Origin of the sequence: Thiomicrorhabdus sp. zzn3 (assembly GCF_029767755.1) — a bacterium.
Classification (GTDB): Bacteria; Pseudomonadota; Gammaproteobacteria; order Thiomicrospirales; family Thiomicrospiraceae; genus Thiomicrorhabdus.
The window spans coordinates 223927-245072 of the sequence record NZ_JARUQS010000001.1 but is presented as its reverse complement, the minus strand read 5'-3'; the positions used below and the strand labels follow the sequence as shown (position 1 = coordinate 245072).

At 42.8% G+C, this 21146-nt stretch carries 17 protein-coding genes and 1 tRNA gene; 6 read left to right on the top strand and 12 right to left on the bottom strand.

Annotation, left to right across the window (positions count from 1 at the left end; all coding sequences use genetic code 11):
• Positions 1-10 precede the first annotated feature (10 nt).
• The 5 genes from QCB44_RS01050 to QCB44_RS01030 all read right to left on the bottom strand — a co-directional run bounded on the left by QCB44_RS01050 (position 11) and on the right by QCB44_RS01030 (position 7390).
• Positions 11-1600, bottom strand: a complete 1590-nt coding sequence (locus QCB44_RS01050; protein ID WP_279407405.1) for a carboxysome shell carbonic anhydrase — start codon at positions 1598-1600, stop codon at positions 11-13.
• A gap of 31 nt (positions 1601-1631) precedes the next feature.
• The gene (locus tag QCB44_RS01045) at positions 1632-3605 is read right to left on the bottom strand and encodes a CsoS2 family carboxysome shell protein (RefSeq protein WP_279407403.1); all 1974 of its coding nucleotides are present in this window, start codon (positions 3603-3605) and stop codon (positions 1632-1634) included.
• A gap of 68 nt (positions 3606-3673) precedes the next feature.
• Positions 3674-4015 carry a ribulose bisphosphate carboxylase small subunit gene (locus QCB44_RS01040; RefSeq protein ID WP_279407401.1) on the bottom strand — a complete coding sequence of 114 codons (342 nt, stop codon included), beginning with the start codon at positions 4013-4015 and terminating at the stop codon, positions 3674-3676.
• 45 nt (positions 4016-4060) lie between these two features.
• Positions 4061-5476 carry a form I ribulose bisphosphate carboxylase large subunit gene (locus tag QCB44_RS01035; RefSeq protein WP_279407400.1) on the bottom strand — a complete coding sequence of 472 codons (1416 nt, stop codon included), beginning with the start codon at positions 5474-5476 and terminating at the stop codon, positions 4061-4063.
• 1080 nt (positions 5477-6556) lie between these two features.
• Complete coding sequence (locus tag QCB44_RS01030) at positions 6557-7390, bottom strand: hypothetical protein (RefSeq protein ID WP_279407399.1); 834 nt, start codon at positions 7388-7390, stop codon at positions 6557-6559.
• A gap of 261 nt (positions 7391-7651) precedes the next feature.
• Between QCB44_RS01030 and QCB44_RS01025 the strand changes: the two genes are divergently transcribed.
• Together QCB44_RS01025 and QCB44_RS01020 are read left to right on the top strand one after the other, a co-directional pair.
• Positions 7652-8341, top strand: a complete 690-nt coding sequence (locus QCB44_RS01025) for a DarT ssDNA thymidine ADP-ribosyltransferase family protein (protein ID WP_347710079.1) — start codon at positions 7652-7654, stop codon at positions 8339-8341.
• A 9-nt stretch (positions 8342-8350) separates the two neighbouring features.
• Positions 8351-9409 (top strand): macro domain-containing protein, encoded by a 1059-nt coding sequence (locus QCB44_RS01020; RefSeq protein ID WP_279407398.1) that lies wholly within the window; start codon positions 8351-8353, stop codon positions 9407-9409.
• 808 nt (positions 9410-10217) lie between these two features.
• Here the strand turns inward: QCB44_RS01020 and QCB44_RS01015 are convergent.
• The 6 genes from QCB44_RS01015 to QCB44_RS00990 all read right to left on the bottom strand — a co-directional run bounded on the left by QCB44_RS01015 (position 10218) and on the right by QCB44_RS00990 (position 15098).
• Positions 10218-11690 (bottom strand): hypothetical protein, encoded by a 1473-nt coding sequence (locus QCB44_RS01015; protein ID WP_279407396.1) that lies wholly within the window; start codon positions 11688-11690, stop codon positions 10218-10220.
• Complete coding sequence (locus QCB44_RS01010; RefSeq protein ID WP_279407394.1) at positions 11647-12255, bottom strand: hypothetical protein; 609 nt, start codon at positions 12253-12255, stop codon at positions 11647-11649. Before QCB44_RS01010 ends, QCB44_RS01015 begins: the two co-directional genes overlap by 44 nt.
• Before the next feature lie 78 nt (positions 12256-12333).
• On the bottom strand, positions 12334-13455 hold the full coding sequence (locus QCB44_RS01005; protein WP_279407392.1) for an integrase arm-type DNA-binding domain-containing protein: 1122 nt from the start codon (positions 13453-13455) through the stop codon (positions 12334-12336).
• A gap of 171 nt (positions 13456-13626) precedes the next feature.
• Positions 13627-13703, bottom strand: a tRNA-Met gene (locus tag QCB44_RS01000).
• Positions 13704-13862: 159 nt separating this feature from the next.
• Positions 13863-14561: a TorF family putative porin gene (locus QCB44_RS00995; RefSeq protein WP_279407390.1), complete on the bottom strand. Its 699-nt coding sequence runs from the start codon at positions 14559-14561 to the stop codon at positions 13863-13865.
• A 156-nt stretch (positions 14562-14717) separates the two neighbouring features.
• Positions 14718-15098 carry a winged helix-turn-helix domain-containing protein gene (locus QCB44_RS00990; protein ID WP_279407388.1) on the bottom strand — a complete coding sequence of 127 codons (381 nt, stop codon included), beginning with the start codon at positions 15096-15098 and terminating at the stop codon, positions 14718-14720.
• 143 nt (positions 15099-15241) lie between these two features.
• Here QCB44_RS00990 and QCB44_RS00985 point away from each other — a divergent pair, with 143 nt between their 5' ends.
• The gene (locus QCB44_RS00985) at positions 15242-15439 is read left to right on the top strand and encodes a DUF2892 domain-containing protein (RefSeq protein WP_279407385.1); all 198 of its coding nucleotides are present in this window, start codon (positions 15242-15244) and stop codon (positions 15437-15439) included.
• Positions 15440-15529: 90 nt separating this feature from the next.
• Here the strand turns inward: QCB44_RS00985 and QCB44_RS00980 are convergent, their stop codons facing one another.
• Complete coding sequence (locus tag QCB44_RS00980) at positions 15530-16090, bottom strand: hypothetical protein (protein WP_279407384.1); 561 nt, start codon at positions 16088-16090, stop codon at positions 15530-15532.
• Between the two features lie 191 nt (positions 16091-16281).
• Here QCB44_RS00980 and QCB44_RS00975 point away from each other — a divergent pair, with 191 nt between their 5' ends.
• The 3 genes from QCB44_RS00975 to nrdA all read left to right on the top strand — a co-directional run bounded on the left by QCB44_RS00975 (position 16282) and on the right by nrdA (position 21125).
• Positions 16282-17346, top strand: coding sequence for a GGDEF domain-containing protein (locus QCB44_RS00975; protein WP_279407382.1), 1065 nt, complete (start codon positions 16282-16284; stop codon positions 17344-17346).
• Positions 17347-17355: 9 nt separating this feature from the next.
• Complete coding sequence (locus QCB44_RS00970; RefSeq protein WP_279407380.1) at positions 17356-18423, top strand: GTP-binding protein; 1068 nt, start codon at positions 17356-17358, stop codon at positions 18421-18423.
• Between the two features lie 434 nt (positions 18424-18857).
• The gene (nrdA, locus tag QCB44_RS00965) at positions 18858-21125 is read left to right on the top strand and encodes a class 1a ribonucleoside-diphosphate reductase subunit alpha (RefSeq protein WP_279407379.1); all 2268 of its coding nucleotides are present in this window, start codon (positions 18858-18860) and stop codon (positions 21123-21125) included.
• Positions 21126-21146: the final 21 nt, after the last annotated feature.

The window sequence follows — 21146 nt, the reverse complement described above, 5'->3', positions numbered from 1 at the left end:
TTTCACCTCCTTACTGTACGGTTCTGCGCTGAGTGGGCATTTCCAACAGGCCTGGTAACCTTTCGGCTGGCTGGCAGCCGGTAAAATCTCTTAGAGTCGGCATGGTTTGCAACAAACCGGATACTGCCAACTCCTGGTAACGATTATGCAAGGCCTTCTCGATGCGCAGTGCCTTGGATTGTGCACGGTCTCTCGATCCAGGAACGCGGCCGTCATAATCGCAGCGGATAATGATCGGGATTGGCAGGCCTCTTTTGACGTTCAAGCCTTTGAAAATCTTGATGCCAACATCCACATCATTAACCCCTTCTTCAACGGTATCGAGAAAGCTGTAGTAACTCAGGTTACGCAATTGCACTTCTTCAAAACCGTTTCCAACTCCGATGAATCTCTCCGCATGGCCAAGATCGCTGTAACAGCCGTTTTCATACTGGTTGACATAGGCAATCTGCGAAAAATTGTTAGCCATCAACCATGCCATCAATTTAACCAGTTCCGGCTGAGGCGCAGTTGCCCGCGCATTCATATTGGCGGTTTGAATCGCTGTTTCTAATGCCTCATTGGCCTCACCAACAGAGAGATTCATTGTCGCCTGATAAAGCTGGTCTGTTTCAACGAATCGCTCTAAGCTCACCTCACCTTGGGCATTCGGCACATGAATCTTCAAACTGTCGTCGTCGGTATTCAAACCTAGCAACAGCGTTTGAACCGTCGATCCGCAACCGAACCGGTTTTCAATCGCCTGTCTAAAATCGTTTAATTTCTGTAAAGCCGCTTCTGCCGCTTTTTGGTCATCACTTCCATGTGCCGCACATCCCTGATGGGTCGGATCGGCTTTTGAAAAGTGATACACCGCAATCTTTAGATAACGTGTCGGCTCATCCGCCGAATTCGGCTTCCCTTCACGAAACCTCGTATGTTCTATAAATACCCAGTTTCTAACGCTCTCGCTAACATCAAACATGACGCCTGCGTGCGCCTTACGTCTTACCAGGGCATAAGGTAAGCGGAGTACATAACTTAGAATGTGTGCCAGGCGTCCATCTGCACAAGGTGCAATCCCTACAGCATGAAAACCGGACTCTCTAAACATGCGTTCTGCTTCTTGTTTTTTCTGACCCGCAAGCGGATCCTTAATAAAGAAGTCTTCCGACATTCTCATAAATTGTGCAAAGAGGGTCTTCGCATACAAAACCTGAAACGCTTTCTGAGACTGTGAATCAATCCCGGATTGCCAATCCTGTTCCGCCAAGGTCACACCCAACTTTGCAAACAGCTGCTGGTTTGCCCAGCTGACAAAACCTGACCGGCTGCGCTGCGACAAAATCTCTTTCAAGGTTGTTTCAATTTCATCAAAACGAGATTTGATGTCCACTTCGTATTCACGCAGCCATTGGTTTTGTCTTTCATTCACCAAAGGATGGGTGCCCGTCATGGCCAAAGCGTTTTCAACCCTCTGGCTTCCACCGTTTTGAACCAATCCTTCCGTTTCAGCACGAACTCCATGAGCAGTCGGACTCTGTTGCTGCCACTGCGGGTTTGGCGCAATCGGCTTCCAAAACAATGACTTTTGACGATGATTTACTTTTGTACGATTCATCAAACAAAACACCCAATATTCAGTTTCTTAATTACGCTCTCGCGCCACCGGATAACGTCACTTTCGCGCCGGTATCGGTATTTCCTGATGAACCTGTAATCGGGCTCATCGGGACTTCTGCCATCGCGCCGGGAGTAAACTGGGCAGCCCCCATAGGCGACTGTCTCGTTGTTCCACGAACCGACGCATTACGCTGTGCCGCCCATGGACCATCCGTCCCGGTCACTTTGGAACCTCTGTCCCAACCGTCCCCGGTAATTCTCGACCCAGTTTGCTCAGCGGGCTCAGCCGTCATCACTGGTGCAGCCTGTACCTGCCCGATCATCACTGGAAAATCGGATTCACCCGGAGCCGCGGCATTGGTTGAATCACACACCATAGCGGTCTGATCGCCCCCCTGGTAATGCGTTCCCGTCACCAGTTCACAAGCCCCTTTCTGCGCACCGGTCAATCCTTGTGGGCCAGGCTGTACACCTGAAATTGAAGGATTGACACCTTGGCGCTGGCGAGCCTTGATCTCGGACTGCTGTTCACTCGAACAGAATTGAGCCTGCTCCATTCCTGTATAAGGGGTTCCCGTAACAGCCTGACAATCGCCCGTTTCCGCACCGGTCATCCCGTAATAGGCGCCACTGCGATCTCCGGTAATAGTCTGACCGCCACCGGTGCCCGAAGCCGTTACCTTACGAGGCGTTTCCGGTACAGGCATATCACACGCCTGCACTTCTTCCACCCCTTGATAACCTGTTCCGGTGACCGATTTACAGGCCCCTTTTTCAGCTCCGGTCACCGCTTCCAGGCGACCCACCTGAGTCCCTGTCGTAGTGTTTCCCTGAGCCGTTTTCGACGGCATCACCTTTTGCGGCGCTTTCGCTGGCGTTTTCGGCTTAATCGTGGTGGATTGAACGCTACGATTATCCCCTCCGGTGATTTTGTTGCCGCTACGCTGTGCCGGCTGAGACATCACCGAAAAACCGGTCGCCTTCGCTTTTGCAGGAGTGGCCCCACAATACATCTGACTCTGATCCGCTGGCAGATACTCGGTACCCGTAATCGCAGAACAGGTTCCGGTTTCGTTGCCTGTCATTTTTTCAGCACGCCCCACTTCGGTTCCGCTCACACTTTGCCCACGGGCAGTATGTGTTTGCGTGACCTTCGCCGGCTTTGCGGAAGGTTGAATATCACAATTACCTTTGAACTCTTCGGCACCTAAGTACTCCGAGCCGCTGACCAATTGACATGCACCGGTTTCGGCACCTGTCATTTTCTTCTTGCCTTGGCCCACCTGCGTTCCGGAAACGGTCTGTCCACTTAGGGTTTGCGACTCTTCCACTTTTGGTGGGACAGTCTGGCCATTTCTGGGCTGACGGGTTGGGCGTGAAGCGCCGGTTGAGCAGGTTTTTCCACGAGAACATCTTTCCGCACGAACCTGCTTTGCAATCTCTCGCGTAGTCGCATCCGGGTTGGCCAATTTCGCTTTAGCACCCGACTGACTGCCCCCTTTAGATTTAAACGCTTCCTGCCCTACTTTCCCCTTAGCTTGCGCCTGACGGTATGCCTTCGATTGAAGGCGTCCACTAGACTGAACTGTCGCTTCGGGTTTAATCGCAGTACGACGATCTTGACGCTTAACCGGCTTTTCCGCTTTTGCCTGACGAGGCTCGATAATCAGCTCCTCAGACTTCTGCTTTGCTTTTGCCTTAGGGTGAGGCATTGGCTTTGCCGCACTTGCTGCACTCTTACCGCTCTTCTGCTCCTGTCTCTTGCGCTTTGCCGCTTCGCGACCTGCTGCCGAAGCCACCGGGGCGGCTGCAGCGGATACTTGACGACGAGGACGAGACGGCTGGGTAGGCGCAGGAGTAACAGCCGCTACAGGTTCAGGAGCAGGTGCAGATCGGCGTGGCGCTACCGCAGTAGCAGCTGCCTGAGCACTCTTTCCGTTAACCTGCGCTTTGCGTCGCGCAATAGCTGCGGCTCGACCGCTTTGAGCATTGTTTGCACTCATGCTAAAGCCTCCTATTTCGTCTTTATGACTCGTTAATCACTCGTTATTCGTTTAGTTACCTAGCGAAATTACATTCCGCGTGGACGGTAAACCACGAAGTTGTGCCCTTGACACTGGGTGTAGTTGTCATACCCAATCAAACGGATCAAGTGATTCGGATAAGCTTGACGACAGGCATCCAACTCTGCCAGAACTTCATTTGGATCACGAGTACCAAACATTGGAAGCTTCCACATTCCCCAGTAGTGAGCTGCCGCGTTTGCCGGATCTTCATGCTCAAGCGCTGGCGTCCAACCTTGGTTGATGATGTAAACGATCTGGTCGTAAACTTCATCGGCATTTAACTCAGGCAGGAAAGAAAACGTTTCCAGCGTGTACTGTGTACGATAATCATCTGTTTGCATTGACATTTTTAACTCCTTAATTTTTTAGGATTCTTTCAAATTCAGTGAGGCTTAGCCCACATCCAATTTGTCAACGGTATCGAACTCGAACTTGATCTCTTTCCAAGTATCCAGAGCGACTGCCAATTCTTTACTGTTACGTGCTGCATCACGCAAGATGTCTCCACCTTCACGTTCCAGGTCACGACCTTCGTTACGCGCCTTAACACAAGCTTCAAGAGCCACACGGTTTGCTGCCGCACCGGCTGCGTTACCGCCAGGGTGACCTTGGGTACCACCACCAAACTGAAGAACAGAATCGTCACCGAAGATGTTTACCAACGCAGGCATGTGCCATACATGGATACCACCAGAAGCAACCGCCATAACACCAGGCATTGAACCCCAATCCTGATCAAAGAACACACCACGTGAACGGTCTTCAGGAACAAAAGATTCGCGAAGCTGGTCAACAAAACCTAGCGTAGACGCGCGGTCACCTTCCAACTTACCAACAACCGTTCCGGTATGCAGGTGGTCACCACCAGATAAACGCAGACACTTGGCCAATACGCGGAAGTGAATACCGTGTTGCGGGTTACGGTCGATTACCGCGTGCATCGCACGGTGAATGTGCAGCAACATGCCGTTGTCACGACACCAGTTTGCAAGCGTGGTGTTTGCAGTGAAACCAGCAGTCAGGAAGTCATGCATGATGATTGGCTGACCCAATTCTTTCGCGAACTCAGCACGCTTCAACATCTCTTCAACCGTACCTGCGGTAACGTTTAGGTAGTGCCCCTTACGCTCACCCGTTTCTGCAGTCGCTTTATCCACCGCTTCTGCAACAAACTCAAAACGGTTCTGCCAACGCTGGAATGGCTGCGAGTTGATGTTCTCGTCATCCTTGGTCAAATCCAGACCACCGCGCAGACACTCGTAAACCGCACGTCCGTAGTTCTTAGCCGAAAGACCCAGTTTTGGTTTGATCGTACAACCCAGCATCGGGCGACCGTATTTGTTCAACTTGTCACGCTCAACCTGAATCCCAGATGGTGGCCCGCCACAGGTCTTGATAAACGCAATTGGGAAACGGATATCTTCCAGACGCAGTGAGCGCACTGCTTTAAATCCGAATACGTTACCGACCAAAGAGGTCAGAACGTTAACCACTGACCCTTCTTCGAATAGATCCAGCGGGTAAGCGATAAACGCGTAGAATGCATTCTTGTCACCAGGTACATCTTCGATTCTGTAAGCACGACCTTTGTAGAACTCCATGTCTGTCAACAAGTCAGTCCATACGGTGGTCCAGGTACCGGTTGATGATTCAGCCGCTACCGCTGCTGCCGCTTCTTCACGAGGCACACCTTCCTGAGGTATTACTTTGAAACAAGCCAAAAGATCTGTATCCAACGGAGTGTAGTCCGGTGTCCAATAAGTCAGCTGGTAATCCTGTACACCAGCGTCAAACGTTTTACTTGCCATATTTATGCTCTCCTTGTTTTTGGAGTTGAATTGAATTCGAGTGCAATATTAGAAAAGTTAACGGCATATTGACTAATTGAAAGACGCGATAGAATTTATTGAAGATTCTCTATGGATGGAAACAACTAGAGTTGACAAAAACGGCTAGAAACACCGAAAAAACGGGGGTTATACACACCCTTCAACCAAGTGAAATACAGGAGGTTTTTTCACTCAAAACCGTTTATTTTTTTAAAAAAATTGACAAAAAATTAATTTGCCAATCGTTTTTATATTCGAATAACACGGTTGATACGTTTTAAAATTCGCCATAAAAACGATCAGAACGTTGCTTTCTTTTACGTAAAGACGATCTGTTTGAGTGTATGTAGTTTGTAGGCGCAAATACTCATTCGGGAAGTTTCAGGCAAGACAACAGCAAGAAACATAAAAAGACGCAATCAAGGGAGTTTCTAGAATTGAATAAGGCATTAACAGCCTCATGAGAAGCATATGCAGTTCAATCACATCTCCATGACTTTAACCCAGCCATAGAAAACAGGAATACAAAGACCATCCTATCTGCAACCTTATAAGACTGGCTTTTCCTGAGCTTACGGGTTCTTTACCTGAACATTGGTTAAGGGCAAAGGCAAAGCCAGGCTACTTTATTGAAAAGGGAGATAGTGATTTTTGACGGTATTGAATAAAAATCAAATTTCAGCACCGCCACCTTTGCCGATCTGTCAATAGATTAAATAAGACTTACTAGACAAGAAAAAGGCTAAAAAGCCTGTGAAATCGTTATTTCAGGCATAAAAAAAGCCGTCATAAGACGGCTTAATTTTGAATAGTGGTGGCTACACCGAGATTCGAACTTGGGACCCCATCATTATGAGTGCCATTAGACCACTAACTCTTCGAGTTAGCGGTACATGCTCTAACCAACAGTTTCACCATCATCTGAGCTAAACTCTGTGAATGAGTAGATTATAACACCCTACTCATTTTTCTACTCATGAAACCTATCAGAATTGTTTCAAATCTCTATAAAAAGATAAAAACCATCTTTGTTATTATGTTAATTCAACAGCATTTTAATCACTTGGGCTTCCAATCCTTAAACGAATAGATTCTAGATCCCGAAAAAGGTTTCCCACGCAAATCAACAAACCCATAATACTCATCTCTAAACTCGATGTTATCCTGCGGAACTCCGAAAAGATAGGGAGCACCTGCAAGATATGTTTTGGAACCATAACGAATGCCTACTGGAGAAGCCAACCCTTCTCGGTTCAAAACCATCATCTGGGGCACTCCTCCACTGAAAGTATCTTCTTGATGCTTCAACTGGAGCACTAGAGAGCGGAAATAGACTCGAGAAAAGTTGCCATTCATTTTTACCATCTCTCGATAAACCTTATCAAAGCTTTTTTTTCCAGAACCCCAGACTTCTATTACCTTATCAAGCTTTTTATCATCATATTCTTTAGGTTCGACATTAATAAGATTATGTTCAAAGTTTTTATTGGTAGGATTGTATGAATATTCACACATGAAAAAATCTACGCCAAATCGGGCAACATGAATAATTTGTGTATATTCAAGATCAGATAATTTTGAATATTCAAGTGCAGCAAGATTTAATGCACTCAGCACAGATTGCGACTGCTCTTCAATACTCTGGGCGTTGACAAAATCAGACGAATAATCAAGTGCCGTTGTCAGCTGAGAAAGCACATTAAGACCAAAAAGTGATTTTCCACAATATGCAAACATCACTGGTGATCGGTGTAGCGAAAAGACTTTCTGTGAAGATTTATACTTCACTACGTTTCCATATTCATCCTTCCAACTGACTTGACTATCACTTATCAAGTTCACCGCCGAATACTGTGTTCCCTGCATTGATAAATAAGCTACAACGGTAGTCATTCTACCAACCTACTAAAAAATCCCATTCCAATTCCTTTCTCACTCATAACCTCTCTCCTGAAAAGTTCAAAACTTGAACAAAGACTGTCAGGTAATTTAGCCAAACTCAATTTCAAAAAATAAAATTTTTTGACCCTAAAAGTAAACAACGTCGGCTTATTGTTTGTCAGCAATTACCACTTGGTAAAAATCTAATGATTCGTTAGACTAAACCTAAATATAGGTCAATTTACTAAAAAATAACTGAGCGGCAAACTATTAATGAACCCTAGTCATATATTCAGAATGACACATATAAATAATTTAGACACATTTTTAGCTGATGGATTCTTATACGCACCAAATTACATGAACCAGCCTCAGTACAGTGTCAGTTATGCTCAAATAAATCAATTTCGTGGAAATATGACTTTAGGAAACGGTCGAGCTTTGCACGATTATGTTCCTTTTTATTTCTCACCATTGACTCCTATGGCATTTACCATAAGTCAAGGCAATCTATCATTAATAGCCCCTAATAATACCAATATGGGTCGTGTAACCAATAATGACATAGTATTTATTGGTCTAAACTTAGAAAATGTATATCGGCATGGTTACCAGTACCAAGTAAGCAACTCTGCGTGTAACAACTTTGCTTTTGCAACTTATGACACTGTTCAGCAAGCTAACATTAACTGGAACTTATTTAATGAAGATCCATACAAAGCATCCATTCATAATGAGGGCTACGATGGGGCATGTAGATATTTTCATGACAGAGACTCTGCACCTTACCAAAATAGAAGAGCTGTAAGGGGGGCTGAATTTTTAATAGCAGACCGAGTGGATATGAATCATATTGACTTTTTTATCGTTAAAAACGATACAATAGGCGCCACATTAAGACAAAAACTTGCCAATTACGGCTTGCAGATCCCCGTTTACGTTGAACCCGACTGTTATTATTGAGATTAAGTTATGACTTTAATATTTAAAAAAGGCAATCTATTTGAATCTCATGATGAAGCAATTGTAAACACTGTCAATTGTGTTGGTGTCATGGGTAAAGGCATTGCTTTACAATATAAAAATCTATTTCCTGAGAACTATACTGAGTATAAAAAACAGTGTTCACAAAAAAACATTGTGCCAGGAAAAATGTTTGTCTATGAGTATAAAACTGAAGATTTATTTGCTGGAAATAAACCTCAATTTATCATAAATTTTCCGACAAAAGATCATTGGCGAGCTAAATCTAAAATTGAATATGTTGAGCAAGGCCTAAATGATTTCATCTCAGTAATAACACAACAGAATATTAAGTCAGTTAGCATGCCTGCTATTGGATGTGGTAACGGCGGACTAGAGTGGTCTGATGTAAAAAAAGTTGTAACTGCAAAGCTTTCTTCGCTTGAAGGTGTAACTATTAATATTTACGAACCTAAAGACTATTTTGAGCCTGAACACCTAGGACAAGATAATATTTGGACCATTCCTAGAGCCGTTCTCATAAGACTATTCGGTCAAGTCCAAGAAAATTTTGGCGGCAGAATAACTCATCTATCCATGCAGAAAATTGTCTATTTTTTACAAGAAACAGGAATAGATTATAAAGTAAGTTTTTCTGAAGAAAAGTTTGGCCCATTTTCAAAAGAACTCAAATCTCATTTTTTCACTCTGAATTCAAGAAAATACATAGAAGGTTTTGATGCAGAGAGAGAACAAGGCTCAACTCGAAGTATTGAGGTCCCAGCTCACAGTTTCGCAGAAGCTAGCGAGTTTTTAGACTCTACCGAAGAACCTTCAAAATATTTCGACACTATAGAAAGAATTGAAAAACTAATCGTTGGATTTGAAAGTCCTCTTGGAATGGAGTTAATTTCAACTGTCCATTCCTGTTCAAAAAAAATAAACACTACAAATACCGATAATATCTACAACTGCATAAAAAAATGGTCACCAGAAAAATTAGAAAGATTTAACTTTTCAAACATTGAGGTAGCTGTTCAGCGACTCCGTGAAGTAAATTTTATATAGTTTTGGTTTATTTTTACGCCTCAACTAAAGGTATTCCTTTTGGGTAACACCTAAAGGGAATACTCAACACAGCATCAAATAATCTACTTAGATAGAATTTGCCCATTTCTCTACATTGATTCAATATACATCAGTACGCCTCTCTTTAAACTTGCTCTAAAAATTAGACAACCAGCCCTCACAGCACCATAAAGAAAATGGTCATCACGATCACGTGACGTCAGACAGGAACGAATACAGAACGTAGAGCGTAGCTCGAAGTGATGTATGAGAGAACTGGATATAAGGCTAAGTGTGAGGGATGATGAGCTTCGAAGAAGCGAAAACGTATTGCGTAAAGCTATCGTTATTTAAAACTTAAAAATAATACTAAAATAATAGCTATTCACCTCTGACGAGGCAAATTCAGCCTTCACCCTTATCCTTATGCCTAAGCCCTTAACGAATCAGCTACGCTGCTTCATTAAGTCCTAGCAACGGAACGGGCATAGTCTGAACGCTGTAATAAAGATAGGTAAAAGAATTCTTGTCGGGGGGACACCTTCCAACTTAAACAAAAACTATCAAGTAATTAACTAATACCAAATCATGAAATTTCACATATGGATTTAAGTGTATGTTTGTGTACGTCAAGAAAGTTGAAAAAGTTAACTATGTTGGATAGTTTGAATATCAAACATATTCTGTTTAGTAAAAATTAATTTTTAATTTCTTGCCCCCACATCTAGTGGATTCACACCTGATCACAGACTTAAAAATTGTTTCAAAACTCCATATAAATAAAAAGCCACCGATAAAAATGAAACAATCAAAAAGTGAACTTTTTATCTTTTCCGTTAATCATTTCAACTCGACAACCAAGCGCAGCTAAACCATCCTCGAAGTATTCGCTATTTACTGCTTTGCTAAAATCAGATGTCCTTAACCCAGATTCTTCCCTAACATCTTTCCAACTACAAAACTCCTCACCAGACTCTTCTTTATATTCGATTTTAGATTCCAGAATTTCTAGAATTAGATCTGCGTTTTGTTCTGGTTTAGATTTCTTTTTAGTATGCGTTATCCCTTGAGGAGTCCAATCTTGCACCTGAGCTTGTGGAAACTGCTCTTCAACTAGTTGGATAATTTCTCTACCCTCTTCATTATCAGGATAGAACAAATATATTGAGGCTGACTGGCAATCAGAATCAGGTGTCGAAATGACTCTTGCCCTAGATCTCATAACTGCTTGAACAATATCATCTACAATCTGAGTAATTCTAAACTGTTTAACTCTTTCTGAATCTATAGCTTTGGTAACAAACAAATCCAAACTACCTGTACCAGTTCCGTAAATTCTAGATACATCCTCAATTGGTTGAAGGTAGTTCCATCCCACTACCATAACCTTATTACATTTATTCCAATCATTACGACCAATATGATTTCCCCAATGGGTGAAAAACATCCTCACATCATTTGTGTGTTGCTCAATGTGTTCTATGAACTCTTTATGACCAATAATTAGAAGCTTGTCATCTTTTCCCAGTAGCGATTTTGCAAAAGACAGGTATTGTTCTATATTTTTGTCCCTAACATCTTCATCATTAAAAATTGCATATCTAGACTGACCAAAACCTTTAGCTTTATATATTGATAGGTTTTTGTATTGACGAATTTGAGGCACATCGACTAATGCGATTCTGGAAAAACTACTTCTATCCGCTAGTTTATAAAACTCATTGACGCTCGCTGTTGCATCTAGGACAACACAAGTACCAAGTCCACTGTATCTATTTTTAACTTTGAATAAATATGAATCCCGATTCGTTTTATAGAACACAAAGGGTTGATAGTTTGGAAACATATCTGCTTTAGGATTTATGGCGATTCTAATTAGCCTGTCAGCAATACTTAATGCTCTATTTAGACGCTGTTGTATTCTCTTTGTAAGCAAACTATCAAATCCTAAACCACTGACTTTTGAGACTTCATCACAAATTTCGTTAAAGCGGGATACAATGATTTCCTTAACGACATCGGATTTAATTTCTGGTATGAGATCTTTGTTTTCAATAAAAGAAAATACCGTTGATTCATCAATGTAACGGACAGGCTTGTCAGTACTAAAATCAATGCTTTTTAAATACTCATACAATTGTCGCAACTGAAGACTTAACTGTTCTGGCTCACATAACTTTTTTGATTCAGGAGAGTTCAATAAAGCATTTTCTAAAAATTCTAATAACCGTTTAAACTCATCTAGCGTAACATGTATTACTGAAAAAAGAGAGCTTTTCATCAATAACAATCAACTCTCTATCTTTTAGGCTGCCATCAAATGCTCTGTATTTGCGAATATGATCAAGTGCTTTTTCATTTCGATAACCAAGTTCTTCATATCGCTTATGTGTAATGATGGCACAGGGGTAATTTTCTAGTTCTAATTCAAGTTCGACCCAGTATGGGTGTTGGTCTGCTTTGTTCTTTGCGGCGTAATGACAACAAGCGTAAGTTTCACTGTTTCTAATAGAATTTATAGTTTCTGTATACTTTTTAGCTTCCTCAACTTTGGACACGACTATTAAACTGGCCATCTTAGAACCACCAAGCATCGCAGCATAAATTGTTAAAGCTACAGACTTCCCTACTCCTGTTTGAGCAGGAAAAGCCCATACATTTTTATTAGTCAAGTTGTCTGTTCGTGGATTGGTAACAGATAAATTTAACACACCACAAAGTTGCTTAAGAACTTTGGGGGTATCATTTGATACAAATACCCCTAACTTGTTAAGAACATCTACTGTAAACCCTGTAAATTCTTCAATATCGACAGGTTCATTTGGTAACTCATCTAGTTCAAACACATCCACCCCAAAGAATTGTTTCAAAGCCTCCTTTATACCAAACTATTTATTAGAAACTGAAACAATCCTTTTGCTTTTTTAGCCATTACTTAACTTGCCAAGATAATCCGACCAGACCTGCATAATCTCTCGACGCTCTTCAAGCCTCTGAGAGCGATCGTAAGCAGCCTTTACCTTATTACCTTCAATGTGACCCAGTTGTAGCTCTATGAGGTCGTCAGCAAGCCGTAATTGCTCCCTAGCTAAAGTAGAAAAACTAGAACGAAAACCATGAAACACATGGACTTCTTTATCTACCCCAATAGATCTCAGAGCAACATTCAAAGTGTTCTCACTCAAAGGTTTTCTCGGTCTTGCTCCATTGAATAGATAGTCCCCATCCGATAGTTGAATGGCTTGCTCTAATATTTCAATCATGGGATTAGTTAACGGCATCCAATGCTCCCTCCCCATTTTGTCTTTGGGTATCACCCATAGTTTATTTTGCAAGTCGATGTGTTCAGGCTTTGCCATTCGGATAGATTCACTTCTTAGAAAAACATATGGAGCGATTTGCAGGCATAGTTTCACACTCGGCATCAGATGTTCAGCAAGTTCAATGCTTTTGATTAGTTCAGCAAAACCTTTCTCATCAACTATCGCTGGCATGTGTTTAACTTTGGGCTTCTTGGTACAACCTTGTAAGGGTTGAGCTGGATTGGACTCACAGTAGAGATTCTGAACACCATACTTGAATATCTGACTGGCGATATTCTGGACTCTTCTTGCTAGATCCAGATAACCTCTTGCCTCTAGCTGTTTGAGCACAGGAAGAATATCTCTTGGACGGATATGACTGAGGATCATTCCCTGTAGTTCAGGGAGTAGATAATTCTCAATTCTCCGCAGAACAATCTGCTTATTCTTTTCACTCGAATAGCCTTTAAAATCAAGCCATTCTAGAGCCGCTTGTTCGAAAGTGACCTCTTGATAATCCTTGATAGATTTGAAGTCATCACGGAGCTCTCTGGCTCTTTCAAGGCTGGTTTCAGGGTGCGATCCTAAAGACTTCATTGTCCAACTGCCATTGAAGTTTTTGTAGCGGTAACGCCAGTTTTTAGAACCTGAAGGTGATAGTTCAAGATAAAGTCCGTCAGCATCAAGATGACGTTCAAGTTTAGGTGGTCTTTTTAGACGTTGGATTTTGGATATTGTTAGCATGGTGTCTACTCATTCTGGAATAGTGAATCTACTCAAACCCTACTCATTCGTATGAGTAGAACTTGCCAGAACTGATTGTCGAGACTAATTCTTAATAATCTCTACAAACCAGTAAACACAGGGCCTAGAAACGAAAAAAGCCAGACATTTCTGTCTAGCTTTCTAGGAATATGGTGGCTACACCGGGATTTGAACCTGGGACCCCATCATTATGAGTGATGTGCTCTGACCAGCTGAGCTATGTAGCCAAAAAGATGTGGCGTATTATAAGTTCTTTAAGCGATATGTCAACAACTGTTAATGACTTTTTTCAGTTTTATGACATACCTAAGAATAATCAACAACATCCATAAAAAAAGGCCCATAAAAATGGGCCTTAAAAGGATTTAACTAACTATCAAAGAATCTTACATAATGTCAAAAGACTTAGATACACCGAATACCAAGAATGTATCAGAGTCTAGATCAGAATCTTCAGGTGATACATAAGTATAAGTTACAGAACCTTCTAGACCAGCAGACAACTCAGTTGAGTAACCCACATCTACATAAGTCAATGCATCATCATCAGCATCCAGGTCGCCATCTAGCATACCTACAGTAACACCGAAGCTACCATACTCAACACCGATATATTTGTGGTCGTAATCGATGTCACCGGCTGGATCTTCATAAACCCCCTTATCGTAACCGATAGTAAACATGCCATACCCTAAAGAAGCGTTTACTTCGTTATATGGGTAATCAAATGCCGTATCAGTGTAACGGAAAGTAGTCGCCCCCAAACCTAGTGAAACTTCACCGATTGAACCGCTCCATCCACCGTAAAGATCATATTCCAATCCAGTTTCAACATCAGCAACCCAAGTACCCAAGTAAAAACCTGAATCGTTTTCGTAGTCTAGTCCAGCAGAAGCAGAAGCAGATTCAGTTTGCTCAACACCACGGAAAATATAGTTAGAAACCGCACCGATGTTTGCAGAAACACCTGCTTGTGAAGTTGCTGGAACGACAGCCAGTGAAGCTGCACCAGCAACTGCCATAGAAAGAACAAGTGATTTTAGTTGGAATGATTTTTTCATGTGTTTATCTCCAGTTTGATTCATTCATAAACCTCGATCCTGATAAAACACTCTAAATGCCAAAAACCATAAAAAACTTATTTTTCAAACACATAGAATTTTAAAACCATGTAATAAAAATTTAACCCACTTAATCCACACTTTTCATTATTAATATTTTGGTGCATTTGCACCATAACATCACTCCATTTCTTTCGATGCCTTTTCGAGGAATTGAATCAACTCTTGTTCAAGCTTTCTGAATTGCTCGATCAACCTCTCCCCCTCTTCCGTAAGAAAGGTTCCTCCCCCTGATTTCCCTCCTTGCGCCTTAACGACAAGCGGAGAATCAGACATCCGATTCAACTCTTCAATCAGCTTCCAAGCTCTTTTGTACGACATCCCCATCTCTTTAGCCGCCTTATTGATCGAACCGAACTGTTTGATCTTCTCAAGCAGTTCAATTCGGCCTATGCCGACATACCCTTGCTTCTCGCCTGTGATCCAAAACCGAGCACGAATTCGATTTGAATAACATTCCCCTGGCAATTTCTCCGGTAACGAGTGATTTTCTTGCTCCAAACCTTTCACCTAACTATTTATCACTGATAATCGATATTTTTTATATTATAGACAACTAATTGAAGTTGACACCCTCTCACGATAAAGAGACCATATTGGCAATCTAAGCTCTTACTTAAATATGAACACCAAGGAGTTGCATAATGAATGTTGGTCAATTAGATAGAATTATTCGCATTATTATTGGATTGGTTTTAATCATTGCAGCGGCAACCAATACGATAGGACTTTGGGGCTACATAGGAATCATTCCGCTTGTAACAGGCCTGTTGCGCTGGTGCCCTCTTTATACTTTAATTGGTATTCAAACCTGCCCACTGCATGAAAACGTTAAACGTTAATGCATATAATATATATAAGAGAATTAAAAAATAAAAAAGGCCGGAATTTCCGGCCTTTTTTATTTTGCACAAACCAGGAGTAAAGAAAGGCTATTTCATACCATGAAAAGCTTTAAACTTAGCGATCAAACCTTCAGGACGCTTCTTCTTGTTTTCTTTAGTCAACGCGTAAACAACCGTCTCACCTTTTGGACCAGCGCCAATATCGGTCAAACGATAAGGCACTTCTCCATGCACCAAAAAGGCTTGAAAGTTTTTCCAATCGCTGAATACGTTAATCCGACCATCGGCGATGATCTCGCCGTAGAACTCTTCAGCTGGAGCCAAACGCCCTTCCATCATATCAATTGAAGGAATACCTGACGTTTTTTTCTTGTCCGCCTTAGTTAGACCATACACAAGCGTTTCACCTTTTGGCCCAGCACCGATAAATGTTTTACGGAAAGCTGTTTCGCCTACCTGCATGAAACCTTTATACAAATCGGCATCATAAAACACATTCATACGACCATCGTGATAAACCACATATAAATCGTCATTATTCAAAGATTGAGCCATAGCCGCGTCAGCCTTAGGCGCAGGCTTTTCCTCAACAGTTGAACAACCACTCATGATCCCGGCTGCCAATAAGGCAATCAACATCTTTTTCATTTCACTTTCCTCAAATAGATTAAAAACGGGGTAAGTGTATTGAACCTAGATAACAGGAACATGACCGAAATATGACAAAAAAATGAAACAGCGTAATCAAAACACGGCAATTTAAATTACGCTTATGCATTTCCAATCTACCTGAGATAAGGTAAATTATTAAAAACTATTTTTTGATTCTGGCAGGCCCAATGAACTCTAATCCTAAATTTTCAATTATCCAACGTTACGCCAACCACACTCAAAAACAAAAAAACCTTAGTACCCAAGATATCTCAGAACTTTGCTGCCAAAAAATCAGTGAATTCGAACTGCAAAAAAACCCTGTCCACTACACTCTGATCTATGAATGGCTACACCAAGTAGATCCCTACTTTACAGACGAAGTGGATAAAGCGATTCGCCTTCGAGAATATGACGATAAAAAAGCAGATGAGCTGTTCTTGAAACTGATTGCGCAAATGCTCTATAAAAGCATTCCGGCGGAACAGGCCAATTACCTGCTGAACGACCTGCTGACCAATTTAGATGCCTGGATTATAAAAACAGCTGACAAGCATAATCAACTTCATAGTCAGATTGGCCAAGCTGAAGAAGTAGAATCTGGGCAACAAGCCCTAGAAGTTTTAAAAGCGTTTATTCCAACCGTTAAACAAGTCCTATCCGACACTCAAGAACTTCAGAAAAAAGTGAAGGATTCAGCACATAAAATTCGCTTGCTTAAAGAAGAATTGGAACGTACCACGACCATTGCAAAAACGGACGAACTCACTAATATTCCTAATCGCCGTGGATTTAATGAGATTATTCAAAGTCTGACGGTTGAAGCGCAACAACAACAATCCACCTTTGCCATCATCTTACTGGATATCGACCATTTTAAAAACGTAAACGACACTTACGGACACCTGATTGGTGATAGTGTATTGCGTTATATAGCAAAGCTATTAGGCCAAGAAACCAAAGGACAAGATAGCATTGCCCGTTATGGCGGCGAAGAGTTTGCCGTTTTGTTACCTAACACCAATTATGATGGTGCCATGCAGCTAGCCAATAACCTGCGGCACAAAATCGCGTCCCGCTCGCTGACCATTAAAACAAGTCACAACCAGAAACTACAAATCAGCGTCTCGTCGGGTGTCGCCATGTACCAGATGGGCGAGGATGTTGAACAGCTTATTAAGCGTGCTGATCAGTGCCTATATCAAGCTAAAACCAAAGGTCGTAATCAGGTTTGCGGTGAAGCCGACTTGTAACACGCAAGCATGCCAGCGTTATCCAAAACTTCGGTGAATTTAATTACTGGTCCTTTAGGATCAGGCAAAACCACTCTGCTTAAAAACCTCCTCAAGCACAAACCGCAAAATGAGAACTGGACATTTTTGGTGAATGAGTTTGGTGCCGTCGGCATCGATGGCGCCATCCTCTCAGAAACCTCCAATATTAACACCATGGAAATACCGGGCGGCTGCATCTGCTGTACAGCGCAGTCTGAACTAAAAGAGTCGCTCGAACACATTCTCTCTACTCACACACCTGACCGCTTGCTCATTGAACCCACTGGTCTAGGGGAGCCGGACGTGATTGTCGACATCCTCAACACCCTTTCTCAGACCAAACAGCTCAATCTGCATAACATCTTCACTGTACTGGATGGCTCCAATATCAGCACTGACGAATTAAAACGCTATACCGTCCTGCAGAACCTGCTCAACATGGCAGATGTACTCGTTATTAATAAAGCAGACTTAACACCCTCTAACCAAATCGACGAACTAAAACAGTATTTCGAAACGCTGTACCCACCCAAAAAGGCGGTTTTAACAACTCAACAAAGCAAAATAGATCCATCCTGGCTTAACCAGGATCATGCAACCCACCCTTTTTTAGTTCAGCCCATACAAGCGGATTACAGGCCATACTCGCCTTCATCAAATCATTCGCACCGACATGCATCAGTGAATAGAGGCAACACTTTGCCATTTACCCCGGTTTCCTTTGAAATTGAAATAACCCGAAAATATCAAAATCAGCTTGGTGTCCATGCCTTGGGTTATCTTTTCTCAGACAAGACCGTTTTCGATTGGAAAAAATTACAGTCGCTGTTTGAAGACTTCAGTCAAGATAAAAATTTTGCCGGGATAAAACGCGCAAAAGGGGTCTTTAGAGCAGGGAAACCCTGGATGCTGTTTCAGTGGGCGAATCACCAGGCCCATCGGGACTACATTGCTTACCGAAGAGATTCTCGCATCGACCTTCTTATTGATGAACACAGTTCATTCAACTTCATTGCCTTTGAAAATAGACTTAAATCCTGCATTCAAACAGCATGAAGAGTCACTCAATATTTTGGCAATTTTCGTTCCAAAATACCTAAAAAAACCACGGCCGTTACTATAGTTTTTTTTACCTATCAATAGAAAAATTTATTTTCTTTTTTAAAAAATATTTCACAAAGTTATCCACAGGCTTTGAGACATTGATTTTCCGTATCTTTACCAACTTTTCCACAGGAAATTATCCAAAACATCTCTGCTTTTCAACAAAATTTCGCTATTGCGCGGGTTAAAAAAATCCACTATATTTTGCGATAGAAATTCACATTTATTACTACATCTAGTAGAAAATATTTAGCAACACACAATGCATTATCCATGCATTTTAGAGTTCATTTTGTATTTGCTTCCTAACAATCTGAATTTGCTAAAAAAACCATTTTTTGAATAAAAACTCTTGCCAATTTTTTATACACAGGTTTAAAACGCTCATGACAAACCAGAACATTCAGGTCACAAAACGCAACGGTTCCAAAGAACCGATTGATTTGGAAAAAATTCACCGTGTGATTACTTGGGCTGCTGAAGGCCTAGAGAATGTTTCCGTTTCCGAAGTGGAACTGCGCTCTCATATTCAGTTTTACGATGGCATCACGACCTCAGATATCCACGAGACTATCGTTAAATCCGCAGCCGATCTGATCTCGGAAAGCGCACCCGACTACCAACACCTGGCGGCGCGTTTGGCTATCTTCCACCTACGCAAAAAAGCGTTTGATCGTTTTACGCCTCCTACTCTGTTTGAACACCTCAACAAAATGGTGCGCACACGCCTGTACGACAGCCAGATTCTCGAGGATTATACGAAACAGGAAATTGATGAGCTGGACAGCTATATTCAACATGAGCGTGATATGAACTTCAGCTATGCGGCAGTAAAGCAGCTAGAAGGGAAATATCTGGTACAAAACCGCGTGACCGGCAAAATTTACGAAAGTCCACAGTTTATCTACATTCTGATTCCAATGTGTCTGTTTGCCCACTACCCTAAAGAGACACGACTGCAATACATCAAAGAATTTTACGATGCCGTATCCCTGTTTAAGCTGTCGCTGCCGACTCCGATCATGTCCGGCGTGCGCACACCAACGCGTCAGTTCAGTTCGTGCGTATTGATCGAATGCGGAGACTCCTTGGATTCCATCAATGCCACCTCATCTTCGATTGTTAAATACGTTTCCCAACGTGCCGGTATCGGTGTCAACGTCGGGCGCATCCGCGCTCTAGGCAGTGAGATTCGTGGGGGGGAAGCCTACCACACAGGCATGATTCCATTTATCAAACACTTCCAAACGGCGGTTAAGTCCTGCTCGCAGGGTGGTGTCCGTGGTGGTGCGGCGACCTTGTTCTACCCAATCTGGCACTTGGAAGTCGAATCCCTGGTCGTATTGAAAAACAACCGCGGTGTGGAAGAAAACCGCGCCCGCCACCTGGATTACGGCGTACAGATCAATAAACTCATGTATCAGCGTATGATTGAAGGCGGTGACATCACCCTATTCAGTCCATCTGATGTACCAGGCCTGTACGATGCCTTCTTCGCCGATCAAGCAGAGTTTGAACGCCTGTATAAAATTTACGAGGCCGACGACAGCATCCGTAAAAAGCGCGTTAAAGCCCTGGATCTGTTTACCCAAGTAGCCCAAGAACGTGCGCAGACCGGACGTATTTATATCCAGAACGTAGACCACTGTAATACGCACAGTCCGTTTGATCCGCACAAAGCGCCGGTGCATCAGTCTAACCTCTGTTTGGAAATCGCTCTGCCGACCAAGCCGTTGAATTCTGTGGAAGATCCAAACGGTGAAATTGCCCTTTGTACCCTATCCGCCTTTAACTTGGGTGCGCTGGAAAACCTCGAAGAGCTGGAACAATTATCCGAACTGATCGTGCGTGCGCTCGACAGTCTGCTGGACTATCAAGATTATCCAGTAGAAGCCGCGCGACACGCCAGCATGGGCCGCCGCACACTTGGTGTAGGCGTCACCAACCTGGCCTATTACCTGGCGAAAAACCACACCAAATATTCGGACGGCTCGGCCAACAGCTTGATCCATAAAACCTTTGAAGCGATTCAGTACAACCTGCTGAAAGCTTCCAACAAGCTGGCGAAAGAGTACGGCAAATGCGAATATTTCGCGGACACCACCTACGCTCAAGGCATTTTGCCGATCGACACCTACAAGCGTGATCTGGATGAAGTGTGCGACGAACCTCTACATTTGGATTGGGAAGCTCTGCGTGCCGAGATTCAAGAACACGGCTTGCGTAACTCAACGTTAACCGCTTTAATGCCTTGCGAAACCTCATCGCAAATCACCAACTCCACCAACGGCATCGAACCGCCTCGTGGTTACGTTTCCGTAAAAGCCTCGAAGGACGGAATTTTGAAGCAGGTCGTACCAGGCTTTAAAGAGCACCGTAACGACTACGAACTCTTGTGGCAGATTCCGAACAACCGCGGCTACTTACAGCTGGTGGGAATTATGCAGAAATTCGTGGATCAGGCGATTTCCGCCAATACCAACTACGACCCTGCGAAGTTTGAAGAAGAAAAAGTGCCGATTAAAGTCATTCTGCAAGATCTGCTCTATGCCTACAAAATGGGACTTAAAACGCTTTACTATCACAATACGCGCGATGGTGCCGATGATGCCCATGAAGACGACGGCTGCGCGGGCGGTGCCTGTAAGCTGTAACAGGTCTGCTCTTTCAGCGAG